This is a genomic window from Williamsia soli (genome assembly GCF_017377795.1).
GTDB classification, from domain to species: domain Bacteria; phylum Actinomycetota; class Actinomycetes; order Mycobacteriales; family Mycobacteriaceae; genus Williamsia; species Williamsia soli.
The window spans coordinates 1-15457 of the sequence record NZ_JAFRDR010000003.1; the positions used below are offsets into that span (position 1 = coordinate 1).

The window sequence follows — 15457 nt, forward strand, 5'->3', positions numbered from 1 at the left end:
TACATCGCTGCCGGTGGCCCGGTCGTGGCCCGCTACGCAGGCCGGTCGGGTGACGGTTTCATCTGTACCTCGGGCAAGGGTATGGAGCTCTACACCGAGAAGCTGATCCCGTCGGTCAAAGAGGGCGCGGAGAAGGCCGAGCGGAACTTCGAGGAGATCGACCGGATGATCGAGATCAAGATCTCCTACGATCCCGACCCCGAGCTGGCGTTGGAGAACTGCCGGTTCTGGGCGCCGCTGTCGCTGACGCCGGAGCAAAAGCACAGCGTGAACTCCTCGACGGAGATGGAACGTCTCGCCGACGAGCTGCCGATCGAGCAGGTCGCCAAACGCTGGATCGTCGCCTCCGATCCCGACGAGGCCGTCGAGAAGGTCAAGGCCTACACCGACGCGGGCCTGAACCACCTGGTCTTCCACGCACCCGGTCACGATCAGCAACGGTTCCTGACCAACTTCCAGAAAGACCTCGAGCCCCGCCTGCGCAAGCTGGTGGCAGGAAAGGCACACCAGTGACCGAGAACCCGAAACACGCGTTCATCACCGGCGCCTCCAGTGGATTCGGCGCACTCATCAGTGTAGAACTCGCGCTACGCGGATGGCGTGTGACCGCATCGATGCGGGACCCGTCCAAAGCGCAGCATCTGTTCGATCTGGCGAAAGTTTCAGAACTTCCGGCCACATCGATCGACGTTGTCGAGTTGGACGTCACCGATTCCATGTCTCGGGCAGAGGCAGTCGACCGGCTTCTCACCGCAGGTGATGTTCCTGACCTCGTACTGCATTGCGCTGGTTACACCACCGCTGCGTTCTTTGAGGACATGCCGTTCGACAAGGTTCGCCACCTCTTCGAGACGAACTTTTTCGGCGCAGCTGACCTGACCCAGCGGTTGTTGCCCGCGCTGCGCGCGCGTGGCAGCGGAACCGTGGCGGTGATCACCTCCAACGCGGTCAACACGGCCCATCCGATGTACTCGATCTACGCTGCGACGAAATGGGCCCTGGAAGGGTGGGCCGAAGCCCTCGATATCGAGCTTGCGCCTTTCGGAGTCGACGTTCGTATCGTTCAGCCCGGGAACCACGACACCGCGTTCGGATCCAACGTCGAGGTCCTGATCGATCCCGACAGCGCGTACGCCTCGCTAGGTTCGGTTGCCATGGTGCGGATGGAACGCCTGGGCGGGCGAGCCCGACCCGCAGAGCGGGGTGCGCTCGACATCTGCGATGCCCTCGAGAGCGATTCCGGTGCTCTCCGGACCAGGATCGGCGGCGACGACAAATTGATGGCCGCTCTGGCACGTTGGGCGCCTTACGGCGTACGGCGGAAGCTCGTACGCAAGATCACAGGCATTGAGGCCTCAGCACTCGTGCGGCCGAGGTAGTCGCTCGTGATCCTTTGGGGCGGAACACTTGCACCTGCGACCGCCGAAGAGAAGATTCAGCACGCATCGGTCGCCGGGTTCACCGCTCTATCGATTGCACCGATGGAGGTGGGCCCACCTGGCAGCACAGTGCAGCACGGAAGACGGTTGCGAGCGTTTGCGGACGACCACGGCATAGCACTGGCTTGCTTGGATCCCGTCACGAGTTGGCTACCGCTGGATTCTGGCGGCACGAGTTCTTCTGCCCAGCTGCGCATGTCAGAAGTTTTCCACACCTACTCACCCAGAGAGTGTTTGGACTTGGCGCATACCGTTGGAGCAGGCACCATCTCTGCGGTCGACACGTCGGGACTCCCCCGCGATCACGGCCTGCTCGTTGATTCACTGGCAGCGATCTACGAGACGGCACACAGCGAGTCGCTTGTTGTCCAGCTAGAACCAATGCCATTCAGCGCGGTCCGCGACATCCCATACGCACGTTCGTTGATTGCCGACAGCGACTGTAGTCATGTGGGAATTGTGTTCGACTGCTGGCACTTCGGACGGTCCACCGATAGTAGAGAACCGTTGACGGCGTTACAGAAGGGCGCCATCACATCTGTTCAACTCAACGACGGGCCCCGCACGCCCGCAGCTGATCTTTGGGATGAAGCAACAAACAACCGACTTTTCCCGGGCGACGGTGAGATGGACGTGACGGGCATGTTTGCGGCGGTCGTCCCTTACCTCCGGGAGGGCGCGTTGATCGGCCCCGAGGTGATTTCCGCCGACGCGCGCGGCGCTCCGGCCGCGCACGTCGCCGCGAATGCGAAGAAGACATGCGACAGGATGATCGACTAAGCAGTCCCGACCAGGACATCACCACCCACGCCTGCCGTGTTCGCGGCCGTCACCGAATAGTCCGGTAAGACAACCGTCTCGAGTTGTTTGACGTACTGCGTGGCGAAGCCGGGGTACATGGTGGCGTTGAAGCCGTCTTCGGTGAGATACCAGCTCGAGCAGCCCGAGTTCCACGTGGTCTTGGTCAATCGTCGTTGCAGCTCATCGTTGTACTGCGCCTGCACCTCCGCGCGGACGTCGAGGACGAAGTTCTGGTTCACTGCGGTGGCGATGGCGTCGACGATGTAGTCGATCTGCGCTTCCATGTACACCAGCGCTGAGCTGTGGCCCGGGCCGGAGTTCGGACCGAAGGTGAAGTACATGTTCGGGTATCCCGAGACGGCAACCGACTTGTAGGCGTATGCGCCTGCGCTCCATTCCTCGGCGAGAACGCGGCCGCCTCGTCCGGTGATCGGAATCGGAGTGCCCGCCTTCGATACGTCGAATCCCGTCGCGAAAACGATTGCGTCGAACTGGTGCTCGATGCCCTCGACGGTGCGGATGCCCTTCTCAGAAATGTTGGCGATCGGCCAGGTCACCAAGGTGCAGTTGTCTTTCTGCAGAGCCGGGTAGTACTGACTGGTCATCAGCAATCGCTTGCATCCGGCCCGGAACTCTGGCGTGAGCTGACGGCGCATCCATGGATCAGGCACCTGCGCGCGTAGGTGCAGCTTGGACACCCCCTCGACCACGCGGGTCAACGGGGACTTCCACACCACGCCCAAGGCGACGGATTCGTGGCCCCAGAACCAGGCTTTGCGGGCCAGCGACTGTGTGAACGGCAGACGCCGATACACCTCGCGCGTGACCCGACGTGTGCTCAAGTTGGTACGCGGAAGAACCCACCCGGGTGTGCGTTGGAAGACCTTCACCGAGTCCGCTACGCGCACCAGTTCCGGCACGATCTGCACGCCGCTCGCGCCGGTGCCCACGACGGCAACCTTCTTACCGGCGAAATCGTAGTCATGGTTCCACCGGGCGCTGTGGATCTTCTCACCCTCGTACGAGTCGATACCGCGAATGTTCGGGAGGCTCACGTTGGCAAGGGGACCCGAGGCCATGACGACGGCGCGCGCGAGGACCGGCTCACGGTCGTCGATGGTGATCTCCCACAACGACGAGTCCTCATGCCAGGTCAGATCGGCCACGTTGTGTTCGAATCGGAAGTACGAACCCAGCTCGAACTTGGCGATCATCGAATCGACGTAGGCGAGGATCTCCGCGCTACCGGAGTAGGTGTGCGACCAATCCGGATTCGGGGCGAAGCTGTAGGAGTAGAGCCGCGACGGAATATCGCACGCTGCACCGGGATAGGTGTTGTCGCGCCATGTCCCCCCTGGACGCGTGCCACGCTCGAAGATGGCGATGTCTGCGATCCCGCGTTGTTTGAGTCGGATCGCCGCGCCGACACCGGCGAATCCGCCGCCGATGACAGCAACGGACAACACTTCACGGCCGCTCATGCGACGGGCTCGTAGGTCAGTTCCTTCGACCAGGTGGGCTGGGCGCGGAGCAGGCGTTTGGGGTACTTGGCGGTCAGGGTGACCATCGAATCGGCCAAATAGTGGTACGGGTGGTCACGATTGATCACCACCGATCCGTGCCAGGCGATGAAGCGGTACATGGGTAAGCGTTTCGGGAAGGGCGTGCGCTCACCGACCTTCTTGAATCGCTTCATGGCGGTGTAGAGACGTTCCTCGTCGACACCCATGGCAACAATGTTGTCGCGCATCTTGTTCAGCAACGGAATGTAACGCAGGGTGCCGATGATCAGCGACGGGTGCATCCACGCGCCGACGGTCTCGACGATGATCTTGCGCATCTTCGCATGACCAAGGAGCTCGATGACCTCGAAATCAACTGCGAGATGCCGTGACTCGTCGGCATTGATGCGTTTGAACACCTCTTGGCAGACCGGGTCGTCGATCTCGTCGACGATGAATTTCACCAGCGCGCCGTCGAGAGCGACCTCGAGCATGGGAATGACTGTGCCGAGCACAGCGAGAGGCGTTTGGTCGGAGTACTTATCCAACCAGTCGATGATCAGTTTGACGTTGACGTTCGGCTGGGGGATCTCGTCGTTCTCGAGCATCCCCCACCGGCGCATCAGCGCCAGCTCGGCGTTGGCGTGCTTTTGCTCCTCAGCGTGGAAGTGGCGGTAGATGTCTCGGAGGGTCTCGGTCGGGGCCTTGCGCGCCATGGCCGCAAAGCCGCGAGCACCGACGTTCTCGATCCACATGAGATCCGACATGAACGGCTTGAGTTTGGCGTGCAACTCGGGGCTGATCAACTCCGCACCCGGTGCGTCCCACTCGATGTCGGCGAGTGCCCACTGTTTGTCCTTGATCTTGTCCAGCATGGCGTCGAAGTCGAAGTTTTGTGTCATATCACTTTCCTGTCGTTGAAGCTGTTTGGAGTTGGGTGCGCGGGGCCGGCTCAGCCGGCATCAGTCGGTTGAGCAGCCCGGCACCGCGGGCATAGAGGGCTGGAGTGAGTCGCTTGGCCAACCAGATCGCCTTGGCATCAAGCTGGGGAACAACGTAGAGGCGGCCTTTGTCGAAGGCATCGAGCGTGCCGACGGCGACGCGGTCGGGCGAAAATCCGGTCCATCGCATCAGCTTCTGCGCGAGTTGAGACGACTGCGCAGTGATACGGCCGTCGACGGCCACGTTGGTCTTGACAAACGTCGGGCACAAGACGCTCACGCGCACACCGGTCCCCGACAACTCTGCCGCCAGGGTTTCCGAAAGCGACATGACTCCGGCCTTGCCGACGTTGTACGGACCCATGGTCGGCGCGGCGGCGAACCCCGCAGCGGACGCGACGTTGATGACACCGCCGCGCCCGGCCGCGCGCAGCTGAGGAACAAAGGTTTCACATCCGTGGATGACGCCCCACAAGTTGATGCCCAGGGCCCAATTCCAGTTCTCGAGGCCGACGTTTCCCACCGGTTGTCCGCCGATGCCGACGCCGGCGTTGTTGATCACCACCGTTGGTGCACCGCCGAATTCGAGTTCGGCGAACAGGGCGAGATCTTCCACCTGCGATTGATCGGCGACGTCGCACTGCACTGGGTAGCCGGGGCCTGAAAGAAGTCGGACGGTCTCTTCGGCGCGTTCGAGGGAAATGTCGGCGCATACGACGCGGCCACCTCGCCGGGCGAGTTCGATGGCGAAGGCGCGGCCGATGCCGCTTCCCGCGCCTGTCACCACGGCGTCGGCGCCGTACGACGGCGACGGGGTAGATCGGAATCCGAACATGATTTCTCTATTTCTCTTGTAGAGCGGACTGGTCGATGGAGGCTGCGCTGTGATCGAGCTCGGTGCGGAGGAACTGTGCCGCCCGCCGCAACGCGGGCGTCGCCTCCGGAGAGATGCGATCAAGCGCTTGAAATACATGCATCTGATCGGGCCAGATTTCGAGCGTGCACGTTCCCGCGTTGGCTTCCACGAGGTCGCGCAGATATTCGGCGTCGGCGACGAGCATCTCGGCGCCGCCGGCCTGCACCAGGAAAGGCGGCAGTGCCGTCCCGGCCTCGACCGCCAGTCGCAGGCGCGGGATATCGGGTTCGTGACCGGATGTGTAAAGCGTGGTCAGCGCCCGCGCACCGGCAGCGGAGATCATCGGATCGCGCCGCACACGCTCGCGGCCCTCGGCCAAATCAAACGTCAGGTCGATCAGTGGGGAAAACAGCGCCACCGCGGCAGGCTGGGGTACGGACCGCCGGGCATTGTCGATCACCAGGTCGAGCGCCAGGTGCCCGCCTGCGGAATCTCCCGCGACGACGATGCTGCCCGGGTCATAACCGCGCCCCAACAGCCACCGATATGCCCGCTCGACGTCGTCTGCGGCAGACGGGAACGGGTGCTCGGGTGCGAGTCGGTAGTCCACCACGAACACCGGCAGGCCTGCTTCCCGGGAGAGCCGCGATGCCAGGCCACGGTGCGTGCGCGCCGAACAGATCGCATAGGCGCTGCCGTGCAGGTACAGCACGACCCCGCCCGCCGCTCCCGACACACTCCCGTCCGGGAATCCGGGTCTGGTGGCATCCACCCACTCGCCGACGACACCGTCGTCACTGATCGCTGTGACCCTGGTCCCACGCAATCGACTGCCGCACACACGCATTGCGACCTCGACGAGTACCCGCGCCACCTGTACACCACCCTTGTCGTACGGAAGCCGGGACGCGATCGGACGGAGCGTCGACGCCGTCATCCGCGCCGCACACCGGGACCGCCGGGATCCTCGCGGTGGCACGACGGCGCCTCTCGTTGTCATAACCACAGCATCATCGGAAACTGTGCCATTTGTCAATGGTACGGTTCAGAGACAGATCAGCGGACCTGATCCCGGAGCAAGCCGACCAGCGTTGGTCGAGTGCAGACAATGCACGAAAGGATGCCTCTTGACCACCGATTCGGCCACCAGTGCACGAACCCTTCGACTGCAGGTCGAGAACGTCATCGAGGAAACGCCAGACGCCGTCACCCTCGTCTTGTCCACCCCCGGCACCGACCGTCCGGCGCCGTTCGACTACCGACCCGGACAATTCCTCACCCTCGAGATCCCGCATGAGCAGGACCGCTCGGTAGCACGGTGCTACTCGCTCTCCAGCAGCCCGGATTGCGACGCTCGACCGGCGATCTCTGTCAAACGCACCCCGGGCGGATACGCGTCCAATTGGCTCTGTGACAACGCGACCGTCGGTTTGACCCTGTCGGCGCTACGGCCCGCGGGCTCATTCGTGCCGTCGAGGTGGGACAGACCACTCGTGCTCGTCGCGGCCGGCAGCGGTATCACCCCGGTACTGTCCATCCTCAAAACTGCGCTGGCAGCCCACCACGAGCGGGTCGTGCTGATCTATGCGAACAGATCGGCAGAATCGGTGATGTTCGCCGAGACATTGGACGACCTTGTCGAACGCCATCCAACCCGCCTCGAGGTGATCCATTGGCTCGAGTCCGACCACGGCATGCCGACCGCGATCGGACTGCGCAACCTGGTACCTTCATCGCCCGCCTCGGATGCGTACCTCTGCGGCCCTGAGGTATTCATGGACCTCGCGCACGACGCCCTCGTTGCCGCGGGACTCTCCCCCGATGCCATCTACCGTGAGGTCTTCACGTCCATCCAGGCCAACCCGTTCCATACGTCGGTCGCCGGTCCCCCCGGCGCGACGGACGTGGGAACGCCGGTCACCGCAGAGGTCGAGGGCGAGGACTATACCTTCCACTGCCCACCCGACACCGTTCTCCTCGATGCGATGCTCGACCATGGCATCGACGCTCCCTTCGTCTGCCGCGAAGGCAACTGCGGCGCATGCGCTTTCACACTCAAAGCCGGCAACGTCGAGATGCGTGTCAACGACACGCTCGACGACTACGAAATGGGAAAGGGCGTACGACTCGCGTGCCAGTCCGTCCCTGTCTCCGACAGCATCGACATGGTCGTCGAATAACCCGCCGCGAGACTCCGAGCCGACATGGATACCGCTTATCGGCTGCGCGGGAGTTGTGGTGACGTGACACCGCTCAAGCCCTGGTCATCGCTCGCCTTCTCAGCTGGGTTGGTCCTCGCGCTTTGACCGTTGGTAGCCAACCTCTGACGGCGGCCGCTCGCCGTATTCTCGGACTCCGAATGTGTTGACCATAGATCGGTCGAGGTCGACCAGGCGCAGCGGCGTGGACCCGGCGTACGTCGCGACTGCCACTCGGGTCGCGAGTTGCAGTGGCCGTGAGGGGTGCGGTAGGTCGTGAACCTGCCGGAGATTCGGTGGACAGAACGCCGAGATGATGTGGTCCGCGTACGGCCTCAGGTGTTGGGGCAGAACACGCTCTGCGAACGCCTCGATCAGCGAGCGAGCGACGGCACGACCCTCAGTGGTCGGTGCGAACTGTTGTTGCTCGTAGGACCGTGCCCATCTTTCGAGCGCTTCGCGTGTTTCGGGCAGGCCGTCGAGACCCTGCAGTTCGGCCACCGAACGCCAGAAGCGCCACTGTGCTTCCAATTCTGTTGGGGTGAAGGGAGAATGCGCGAGGTCCGAGGTGATCCGGTGTGGATCGAGCGCAAGGGTCGAGAGCGTGTACAACGAGTCGTCGTTGCGGATCGGGAAATGCGCGTGGATCTGGTTCAGGCGCGCGATCCAGGCCCGTCCGGTCGGCGACGTCGGTCCGTGATCGAGTAATTGCCCGAAGAACAGCAGGGTATCGTCGTTGCGCCTCGCCGGGAACTGCATGATGTCCCCACCTCCGCGGCGGTACAGAATTCGCGCCATGGTCGGAACCGCCACCTGTTTCATGAACGCAACAGTGAACAGGGCGTAGGTGAGAGATGGATTGCCGTGCAGGGTCACCAGGGACAGCCGAGCTATTTCGGCGGCGTCGACGACCGGATCCAACGTGCTGATCCGTCGGGAGACGAGGTGACCGGGACGTAGTTTCATGAGGTGGGCTCCATTCGGACGACGGTGCGTCCTTCGATGTCGAGATCCATGCGTGCTCGGCCGTGGCGGTCTGCTTCGACCGTCGAGTCGAGGGTTCCCACCACCGCGTATCGGCGGTCCGGTCGGAGTTGATCGATTACCAGCGTCGTGCGAACGCCACCATCGCCGGGATAGAGGACCAAGTCCAGCGCCTGACCATCGGTGACGGCGCGGGCCACCAGAACATCCGGGTATGCGGCCTCGGCGAGACGAGGGCCCGCGAGCCAATGGGCGGGAAGGCCCGCACCAATCAAGTCCCGATTGGCCGCCGGCCGCGCGAACCGTGAGAGCAGCGAGTACAGGTTGCCCTGCGTGGACAATCCTTCGTACCGTGCGACGCCCGCCTGGCGTTCGACGTGTTCCTTCGCATCGACGTACGCGAACGCGGAGTCTGCAACGTCGTCATCTCCCATCTCGCGAGCAGTCAGCGAGAGAAAAGTCTGGGCGAACGAGTCACTACCGAACGAGTAGTTGCCGACGTCGCAACGGTTGGCCGCCGTCCGCGGGAGAAGAAAACGCTTCCCATCGAGCTCCAACGAGTTTCGTCTCGTCAGCCACCACGCCCGATGCGCCTGATCTGGCAGAAAGGCGTTCATCCAGTAGGTCGTCGGCAGACTGACGCCTTCGCTGGCCCAGATGTTCCATGACAGCCCCAGGCTCTCGTTGCGGACACCGATGAGTTTGCCGTCCGGGCGGGTGAAATCCTGTTCGTACGCTCGCGCGATCGCGTCGCTGAGATCGGTATAAAAGTCCGTACCGTGTAACCGATCATGCGCGATGAGCGTGTTCACTCCAAAGGTGTTGCAGACGGGATAGATCCAGCGTGGTTCGCAGGAGAACAGTGTGTAAGCCGACCGGCGCATGTTGCGGTGGATGGATTCGGCCAGGTCGTGGAAGTCGTGCCGATACTGTTGACTGTCGGACCAGGTGTAGGTCAGGCCTCCTGGCCTAGAGAATCGGTTGTCGCCGAAGCTCTCGTACATCCCGACCGCGGCTCCTTGCCATCCGGTCAGCATCACGTTGTCGTGGTTGTCGACCGGATCGCGGCCGAGAGACAGTCGACCCCAGGCATTTTCCAGCGCCCAGTAGCCCCAGACCCGCTTGTCCCCCATTTTGAGGATCGACCTTTCCTGCGCTTCGGCCAGGTACCCGGAGAACGCCGGGGTCCGCGTGTAGCGGTACATCGACAGCGCGTAGCCCAGGACACTGAGCTGATAGCGAAGTGCTGCCTCACGGAATTGGTCGCGGCGATCGAACCCGGCGAACTCCGACAATGGTTGCAACGCAAGGTCGAGCGCAAAGCGACAATGTGCCAGATCATCTGCCGAAGCCTCCCCAACCGGCGGTTCGGGAGACGACGGCACCGCCGTCCGAAAGTACGTGACATCCGCCAGTTCGGTGTTCAGCGACCGCGCAATTGCCACTTGATGACGGTGACGCAGGACGTGAACACCGAACGCAACGACCACCACACCCGGAACCAGGCCGGCGGTGACAGCGATCCAAGTGACCGACAGGTGAGCATGAGAATGAGTGACAGCCGCTTCGAGCAGGAACGCCAACCATACGATGATCGGGGCGATGACCGCACCGATCATCCACCACACCAGAACAGCGAGCCCAAACGCGGCCACTGCCATCGCCGCGTGCGCGACATGCCCCGATGCCAGGTGACCGCCGCCGGGAAACAGCAGCCCCATGGCCGCGACGCCGGCCACATGGTTGCCCATGGCGGTGACCAGTAGGCCACCGGTCCACAGAAGTGCGTACACCGCAACAACTCTGCGGAACTTTCCTCGGGTCACGGGCGACAGCAACGGCCGCGACGTGGGCAACAGACGCGCTGGAACCCACCGACCGGGCCGCACAACCGGCGTCGCCCTCATCACCGGACCACCGAGATCTGCAGCCCCGGTGTGACAACCCGCCGTGCGGCCGGCGGCATCGCCGTCGCCGACGAGACCTCTCGCCCGGTGCACGAGGCGATGACGAAAAGTTTGCGCAGGCCAATCATCAGCAGCAGCAAGATAGCGCAACACAGCATCGGGACCTCCATCTGAAACCGCAACGTTTCGGTTTCGGTTAGCCTAGGTGGGTAGCCGCTCGCCGTCAACGTTCGGACCGGCACAGGACAGCGGGTCACCGGCACTGGCACTATGAGCACGTGACGCCGACCACCGAGCCCGCCGGGCGACACTACGGTGGGCAAAGCGCTACAGAGCGCCGACTATTGCGCCGACATCGGCTGATCGAAGCCGTCCTCGACCTCGTCCACGAGGGCGGTATCGAATCGCTGAGCATAGGAGCGATCTGTGAGCACGCATCGGTCTCGAAAAGGCATCTCTACCTGAGCTTCTCCAATCTCGACGATCTCACCGGAGAGGCACTGACCGACGTGCTCTCACAGGCGGCCGATCGGATCGCCGCAGCAACCGCGAAACTCGACAGGGAAGCGTCGAGAGCCCGACTGATCGAAGTCGCGGTCGAAGAGATCCTCATCGCGTTCGACGATCCACGGGTCGCACGTCTGTATCTCGAGGCGCCCGGAAACCGCGGGCTCCGCGCAGCGCGAGATCATGCAGTGGCCCGTTTCGTGAGCCAACTGCTAACCCTCCTCGCCAACGACCGTGCCGATGACCCACGAGCTCAGCTCATCGCCCGCGTGCTGGTCGGAGGTACCACCGAGGGGGTCGCGCTCTGGCTGCGCGGCGACGTGACGCTTGAACGCGGGGAGCTGGTGGCCACGCTCGCCGCCCTCGGCGTCGACGCGGTCAACCGCATTCTCGAGCTCGACCCACCAGGCTGAACCAGCCGAGATGGCCATCCCAGGAAGGCACATCCAGGTCGACAACGGTATAGGTCAGTCGGCTCGCGATTGATCGAGTAGCGCCTCGACGGTTATTCGTGCATACGCCCACGCTTGCGGGTCGTTGAGGGATGTCGACAGCGCAGCTGCGCCCTCGTAGAGCAGCGCGATCTGGTGCCCCAGCAGGTCGGGATCGGTAGCGCCGTATTCGCGGCACAGTTCGATGATTGCGGCGGCGAACGCCTGCTTCTGCAGTTGCACGAAGTCCGCGACCTCTGGCATCACGGCGGCAGCTTCGACGGCAGCGTTGTGGAACGGGCAGCCACGCATCCGACCTTCACCGGGTTCGGGGACCTCGAACAGCAACATCAGGCGCTCCCGCGGCCCGTCTGCGTCGGCCGCCCGAGGGTCGGTGACCATCTCGCGAACAAACGCGAGGTATTGCTCCACCAACGCGGCCTTGCTCGGGAAGTATTTGTAGAGAGTCCTTTTGGACACGTCGGCTCGAGAGGCGATCAGGTCGACACCCGTTGCATTGATCCCCTCCACATAGAAGAGTTCGGCCGCGCTCGCGAGAATGCGGTCCCGGGCCCCCCGACCGCCCCGGCCTGGGCTGTCGGTGTTTGTTGCTTCTGCCATCGAACCCACCGATCAATCAACTCGAACTGTTGCCTGCCCCACTAATAGTACACAGATCTGTTTACATCTGCCCTCAGGCGTCCTACCGTGTGGGTACACAGATCTGTTTACCACCGTGGGAGGCACACATGACAGGCCACAACGTCAACAACAGCAACGAACTCGCATCGCCGGGCGTAGCACCGGCCACATCATGGACAACCGTTGCGAACCAGACGATCTCGGTCGACGGCACCGACTTCGTATACCGCGCCTACGGGCCGGCCGAAGGAATCCCGGTGGTGTTCTTGAACCACCTCGGTGCCACTCTCGACAACTGGGATCCACGCGTCGTCGACGGCATCGCCGCGCAACACCGCGTGGTAGTCATCGACAACCGCGGCGTCGGCGGATCGGGCGGCAGAACGCCGGAGACCATCGAGGAGATGGCCCACGACGCAATCGCCTTCATCGACGCCCTGGGCCTGGAGAAAGTCGATCTGTTCGGTTTCTCGATGGGTGGATTCATCGCGCAGGTCATCGCCGCCGAGCGCCCCGCGCTGGTCCGCAAAATCATCCTCGCCGGTACCGGCCCAGCCGGGGGCGCGGGTATCGACAAGGTCACCCGCGTGACCTACGCAGACTCCATCACAGCCGTCCTGAGACGCAAAGATCCTAAACAGCACCTGTTCTTCACTCGCAGCGCCCACGGCAAGGCACAGTCGCGAGAGTTCATCGCCCGCCTGGGTGAACGGACAACCCACCGCGACCAAAAGATCTCGCTGAGAACCTTCCGGTCTCAGCTTCGCGCGATCCACAGCTGGGGCACCGCGGCGCCGGCCGATCTGAGCGCAATCACCCACCCCGTTCTGGTTGCCAACGGCGAAGACGATCGGATGGTGCCGACCAGCAATTCCTACGACCTGGCCCACCGTCTGCCGAACGCCACCCTGCGCATCTACCCCGACGCGGGACACGGCGGAATCTTCCAGGCACACAACCAATTCGTTCCCGCTGCACTGGAGTTCCTCGCGGCGTAGCCGCACCTGCAACCTGCACTCGACCTCTGAAGGAGTTGCGGCATGACCGCCTGGAAGAACGCCCCCACCAAGAGCATCGACGTCAATGGCGTCCGCTATGTCTATCGCGACCTCGGCCTGACCCGCGGTGTGCCGGTGGTGTTCCTGCACCACTTCACCGCAACCCTCGACGATTGGGATCCCCGGGTGATCGACGGCGTCGCCGACAAACACCGGGTCATCGCCTTCGACAACCGTGGAGTCGGTGGATCCGGATCGAAAGTTCCCACCACGATTGATGACATGGCCACCGATGCCATAGCTTTCATCCGCGCCCTTGGTTTGAACAAGGTCGACCTGTTCGGCTTCTCCCTCGGCGGCGCCGTCGCCCAGGTCGTCGCGCTCAGGGCGCCCGACCTCGTGCGCAAGATCGTGCTGGCCGGCACCGGACCGCGTGGCGGCGGCGGCATCGACAAGATGGCCACCATCGTCGGCGGCGCCTACCTCAAAGCGGCCCTCACCCGGAAAGATGCCCGCAACTACCTCTTCTTCCCACGTACCCCCGATGGCAAACGAGCTGCCGCAGCGTATTTCGACCGGCTCGCCGAACGCACCACCGACCGCGACACCACCATCTCGGTGCAGGCACGCCTGGCACAGCTGCGGGCCATCATCGCCGGCGGCAAAGCCGCACCCGATGACCTCTCGGCCATTACCCAACCGGTCCTGGTGGCCAACGGCGATCACGATGTGATGGTCGCCAGCGAACACTCGGTGGATCTGGCCAACCGACTGCCCAACGCGAAAGTCGTGATCTACCCCGACTCCGGCCACGGCGGCGTCTTCCAGCACTACCGCGAGTTCGTACCCGAGGTCCTTGAGTTCCTCGACGGCCCCGACAACACCTGACCCAGTAATCAACCGACTCGAGAAAGAAGCACCTGGTGAAAGCATTCGTCATCGACAGATACAAAGGCCCAGTTCACGCCGCCGAAGTACCCACACCCACCCTCGGACCGCGCGACATCTACGTCAAAGTAATTGCCGCCAGCGTGAACCCACTCGATCAACTGGTCCGAAGCGGCGAGTTCAAACAACTCCTCAAATACCCGATGCCCGTCATCCTGGGACACGACGTCTCCGGCGTCGTGACCGACATCGGCGCCGAAGTCACCGACTTCGCCATCGGCGACGAAATCTATGCCCGACCCCGCGACCTGAGGGTCGGAACGTTCGCCGAATACATCGCCATCCACCAGGACGACGCGGCCCACAAGCCGAAGACACTCTCGTTCGAAGAAGCGGCTGCGGTTCCGCTTGTCGCCCTGGCCGCATGGCAGATGCTCGTCGAGAAGGCCCACATCAGGCCCGGCCAGAAAGTCCTCGTCCATGCCGGCGCCGGCGGTCTGGGGTCGACCGTGATCCAGTTGGCCAAACACCTCGGCGCACACGTGGCCACGACCGCCGGCAGCGCGTCGACGGATCTGGTCACCAGCTTGGGCGCCGACGTCGTGATCGACTATCGCACCACCGATTTCGCCGACGTGCTCTCCGGCTACGACCTCGCCATCGATGCCGTCGGCGGCGACAACCTCATGAAAACCCTGACCGTCCTCGCCCCCGGAGGCCTAGCTGTCGGTGTGACCGGCCCACCCGACGCGGGATTCGCCACTCAACTCGGCGCCCCTGCACCCTTCAAGGTCATCCTGTCCCTGCTCAGCCGCAAAGTCCGGGCAGCAGCAAAGAAGCGCGGCGTACGGTACTCGTTCTTCTTCACGCAATCCAGCGGAGAGCAACTCCGCACTCTGGCCGCACTCTACGACGCCGGCCACCTACGACCCGTCATCGACTCCACGTTCCCGTTCGACAAGACCGTCGAAGCACTCACCTATGTCGAAGCCGGTAAGACAAAAGCCGGCAAAGTCGTCATCACCCACAACTGAGACCTTCCCGTCGTCGTCGCGTGGCGACGGCGAACCGCCATGGCAATCAGCGTCTTTGGCCGACCACTTCGGGCACCGCGGGACTGTCGAATGACGGTTGATCCGGTCATTGGTTCCACGCGCCGAGCTAACCTTTGGTGGGAACCATCGACGATGACCGAAACACGAGATTCCGTGGCAGAGACTGAGATGGATCAGAAGCAGTTGGCCGAGCAACTGCTGGCTCAGGCCAAGAAGCAGGGCGCGGAGTTGATGGGCCCGTACGGGTTTCTCGATCTACTCACCAAGAACGTTCGGGAGACCTTGGATGCTGAAGTCAACAGTGGCGT

The 15457-nt window shown here is 63.2% G+C and carries 16 protein-coding genes and 1 pseudogene; 9 read left to right on the top strand and 8 right to left on the bottom strand.

Translation table 11 applies throughout. The features are described 5' to 3' along the window. The 3 genes from J3S28_RS08575 to J3S28_RS08585 all read left to right on the top strand — a co-directional run. Positions 1–513, top strand: a 513-nt coding sequence (locus tag J3S28_RS08575; protein WP_207839625.1) for an LLM class flavin-dependent oxidoreductase, incomplete at its 5' end; no start/stop codon positions are given. Next, positions 510–1379 (top strand): SDR family NAD(P)-dependent oxidoreductase, encoded by an 870-nt coding sequence (locus J3S28_RS08580; protein ID WP_207839627.1) that lies wholly within the window; start codon positions 510–512, stop codon positions 1377–1379. The genes J3S28_RS08575 and J3S28_RS08580, both read left to right, overlap by 4 nt. Positions 1380–1385: 6 nt before the next feature. Next, complete coding sequence (locus tag J3S28_RS08585) at positions 1386–2219, top strand: sugar phosphate isomerase/epimerase family protein (RefSeq protein ID WP_207839629.1); 834 nt, start codon at positions 1386–1388, stop codon at positions 2217–2219. On the opposite strand, the gene J3S28_RS08590 is transcribed toward J3S28_RS08585, so the two are convergent. From J3S28_RS08590 to J3S28_RS08605, 4 genes are read right to left on the bottom strand one after another with little or no spacing between them, the layout of a single operon-like run. Next, a complete protein-coding gene (locus tag J3S28_RS08590) occupies positions 2216–3721 on the bottom strand; it encodes a flavin-containing monooxygenase (RefSeq protein ID WP_207839631.1) in 1506 nt (501 codons plus the stop codon). The two genes, J3S28_RS08585 and J3S28_RS08590, sit on opposite strands and share 4 nt — an antisense overlap. Then, positions 3718–4644 (bottom strand): ferritin-like domain-containing protein, encoded by a 927-nt coding sequence (locus J3S28_RS08595; protein WP_207839633.1) that lies wholly within the window; start codon positions 4642–4644, stop codon positions 3718–3720. Before J3S28_RS08595 ends, J3S28_RS08590 begins: the two co-directional genes overlap by 4 nt. Position 4645: 1 nt before the next feature. Then, positions 4646–5518 (bottom strand): SDR family NAD(P)-dependent oxidoreductase, encoded by an 873-nt coding sequence (locus tag J3S28_RS08600; RefSeq protein ID WP_207839634.1) that lies wholly within the window; start codon positions 5516–5518, stop codon positions 4646–4648. A gap of 7 nt (positions 5519–5525) precedes the next feature. Continuing rightward, positions 5526–6476, bottom strand: a complete 951-nt coding sequence (locus J3S28_RS08605; protein WP_237341338.1) for an alpha/beta hydrolase — start codon at positions 6474–6476, stop codon at positions 5526–5528. 190 nt (positions 6477–6666) lie between these two features. Between J3S28_RS08605 and J3S28_RS08610 the strand changes: the two genes are divergently transcribed. After that, positions 6667–7719, top strand: a complete 1053-nt coding sequence (locus J3S28_RS08610) for a ferredoxin--NADP reductase (RefSeq protein WP_207839638.1) — start codon at positions 6667–6669, stop codon at positions 7717–7719. A gap of 99 nt (positions 7720–7818) precedes the next feature. On the opposite strand, the gene J3S28_RS08615 is transcribed toward J3S28_RS08610, so the two are convergent. From J3S28_RS08615 to J3S28_RS08625, 3 genes are all read right to left on the bottom strand, one after another. Continuing rightward, positions 7819–8703, bottom strand: a complete 885-nt coding sequence (locus J3S28_RS08615) for an oxygenase MpaB family protein (protein ID WP_207839640.1) — start codon at positions 8701–8703, stop codon at positions 7819–7821. Continuing rightward, positions 8700–10514, bottom strand: a complete 1815-nt coding sequence (locus tag J3S28_RS08620; RefSeq protein ID WP_207839642.1) for a linalool dehydratase/isomerase domain-containing protein — start codon at positions 10512–10514, stop codon at positions 8700–8702. The genes J3S28_RS08615 and J3S28_RS08620 overlap by 4 nt, the downstream gene beginning before the upstream one ends. Before the next feature lie 113 nt (positions 10515–10627). After that, positions 10628–10786: a hypothetical protein gene (locus J3S28_RS08625; RefSeq protein WP_207839644.1), complete on the bottom strand. Its 159-nt coding sequence runs from the start codon at positions 10784–10786 to the stop codon at positions 10628–10630. Positions 10787–10906: 120 nt separating this feature from the next. Between J3S28_RS08625 and J3S28_RS08630 the strand changes: the two genes are divergently transcribed. Continuing rightward, positions 10907–11548, top strand: a complete 642-nt coding sequence (locus J3S28_RS08630) for a TetR family transcriptional regulator (protein ID WP_207839646.1) — start codon at positions 10907–10909, stop codon at positions 11546–11548. 54 nt (positions 11549–11602) lie between these two features. Here the strand turns inward: J3S28_RS08630 and J3S28_RS08635 are convergent, their stop codons facing one another. Next, positions 11603–12187 (bottom strand): TetR/AcrR family transcriptional regulator, encoded by a 585-nt coding sequence (locus J3S28_RS08635; protein WP_207839648.1) that lies wholly within the window; start codon positions 12185–12187, stop codon positions 11603–11605. 128 nt (positions 12188–12315) lie between these two features. On the opposite strand from J3S28_RS08635, the gene J3S28_RS08640 reads away from it, so the two are divergent. The 4 genes and pseudogenes from J3S28_RS08640 to J3S28_RS08655 form a co-directional block, all read left to right on the top strand. Continuing rightward, complete coding sequence (locus J3S28_RS08640) at positions 12316–13206, top strand: alpha/beta fold hydrolase (protein WP_207839650.1); 891 nt, start codon at positions 12316–12318, stop codon at positions 13204–13206. 42 nt (positions 13207–13248) lie between these two features. Then, positions 13249–14094, top strand: coding sequence for an alpha/beta fold hydrolase (locus J3S28_RS08645; RefSeq protein WP_207839652.1), 846 nt, complete (start codon positions 13249–13251; stop codon positions 14092–14094). A gap of 35 nt (positions 14095–14129) precedes the next feature. Then, the gene (locus tag J3S28_RS08650; RefSeq protein ID WP_207839654.1) at positions 14130–15128 is read left to right on the top strand and encodes an NADP-dependent oxidoreductase; all 999 of its coding nucleotides are present in this window, start codon (positions 14130–14132) and stop codon (positions 15126–15128) included. A gap of 153 nt (positions 15129–15281) precedes the next feature. Continuing rightward, positions 15282–15446: pseudogene (locus J3S28_RS08655) on the top strand (IS256 family transposase); the annotation flags it as partial. Positions 15447–15457: the final 11 nt, after the last annotated feature.

Coding starts and splice junctions, on each gene's coding strand:
- J3S28_RS08640 (WP_207839650.1), top strand. CDS start 12,316: ATGACAGGCCACAACGTCAACAACAGCAACGAACTCGCATCGCCGGGC.
- J3S28_RS08625 (WP_207839644.1), bottom strand. CDS start 10,786: ATGCTGTGTTGCGCTATCTTGCTGCTGCTGATGATTGGCCTGCGCAAA.
- J3S28_RS08615 (WP_207839640.1), bottom strand. CDS start 8,703: ATGAAACTACGTCCCGGTCACCTCGTCTCCCGACGGATCAGCACGTTG.
- J3S28_RS08590 (WP_207839631.1), bottom strand. CDS start 3,721: ATGAGCGGCCGTGAAGTGTTGTCCGTTGCTGTCATCGGCGGCGGATTC.
- J3S28_RS08605 (WP_237341338.1), bottom strand. CDS start 6,476: ATGACGGCGTCGACGCTCCGTCCGATCGCGTCCCGGCTTCCGTACGAC.
- J3S28_RS08600 (WP_207839634.1), bottom strand. CDS start 5,518: ATGTTCGGATTCCGATCTACCCCGTCGCCGTCGTACGGCGCCGACGCC.
- J3S28_RS08635 (WP_207839648.1), bottom strand. CDS start 12,187: ATGGCAGAAGCAACAAACACCGACAGCCCAGGCCGGGGCGGTCGGGGG.
- J3S28_RS08645 (WP_207839652.1), top strand. CDS start 13,249: ATGACCGCCTGGAAGAACGCCCCCACCAAGAGCATCGACGTCAATGGC.
- J3S28_RS08595 (WP_207839633.1), bottom strand. CDS start 4,644: ATGACACAAAACTTCGACTTCGACGCCATGCTGGACAAGATCAAGGAC.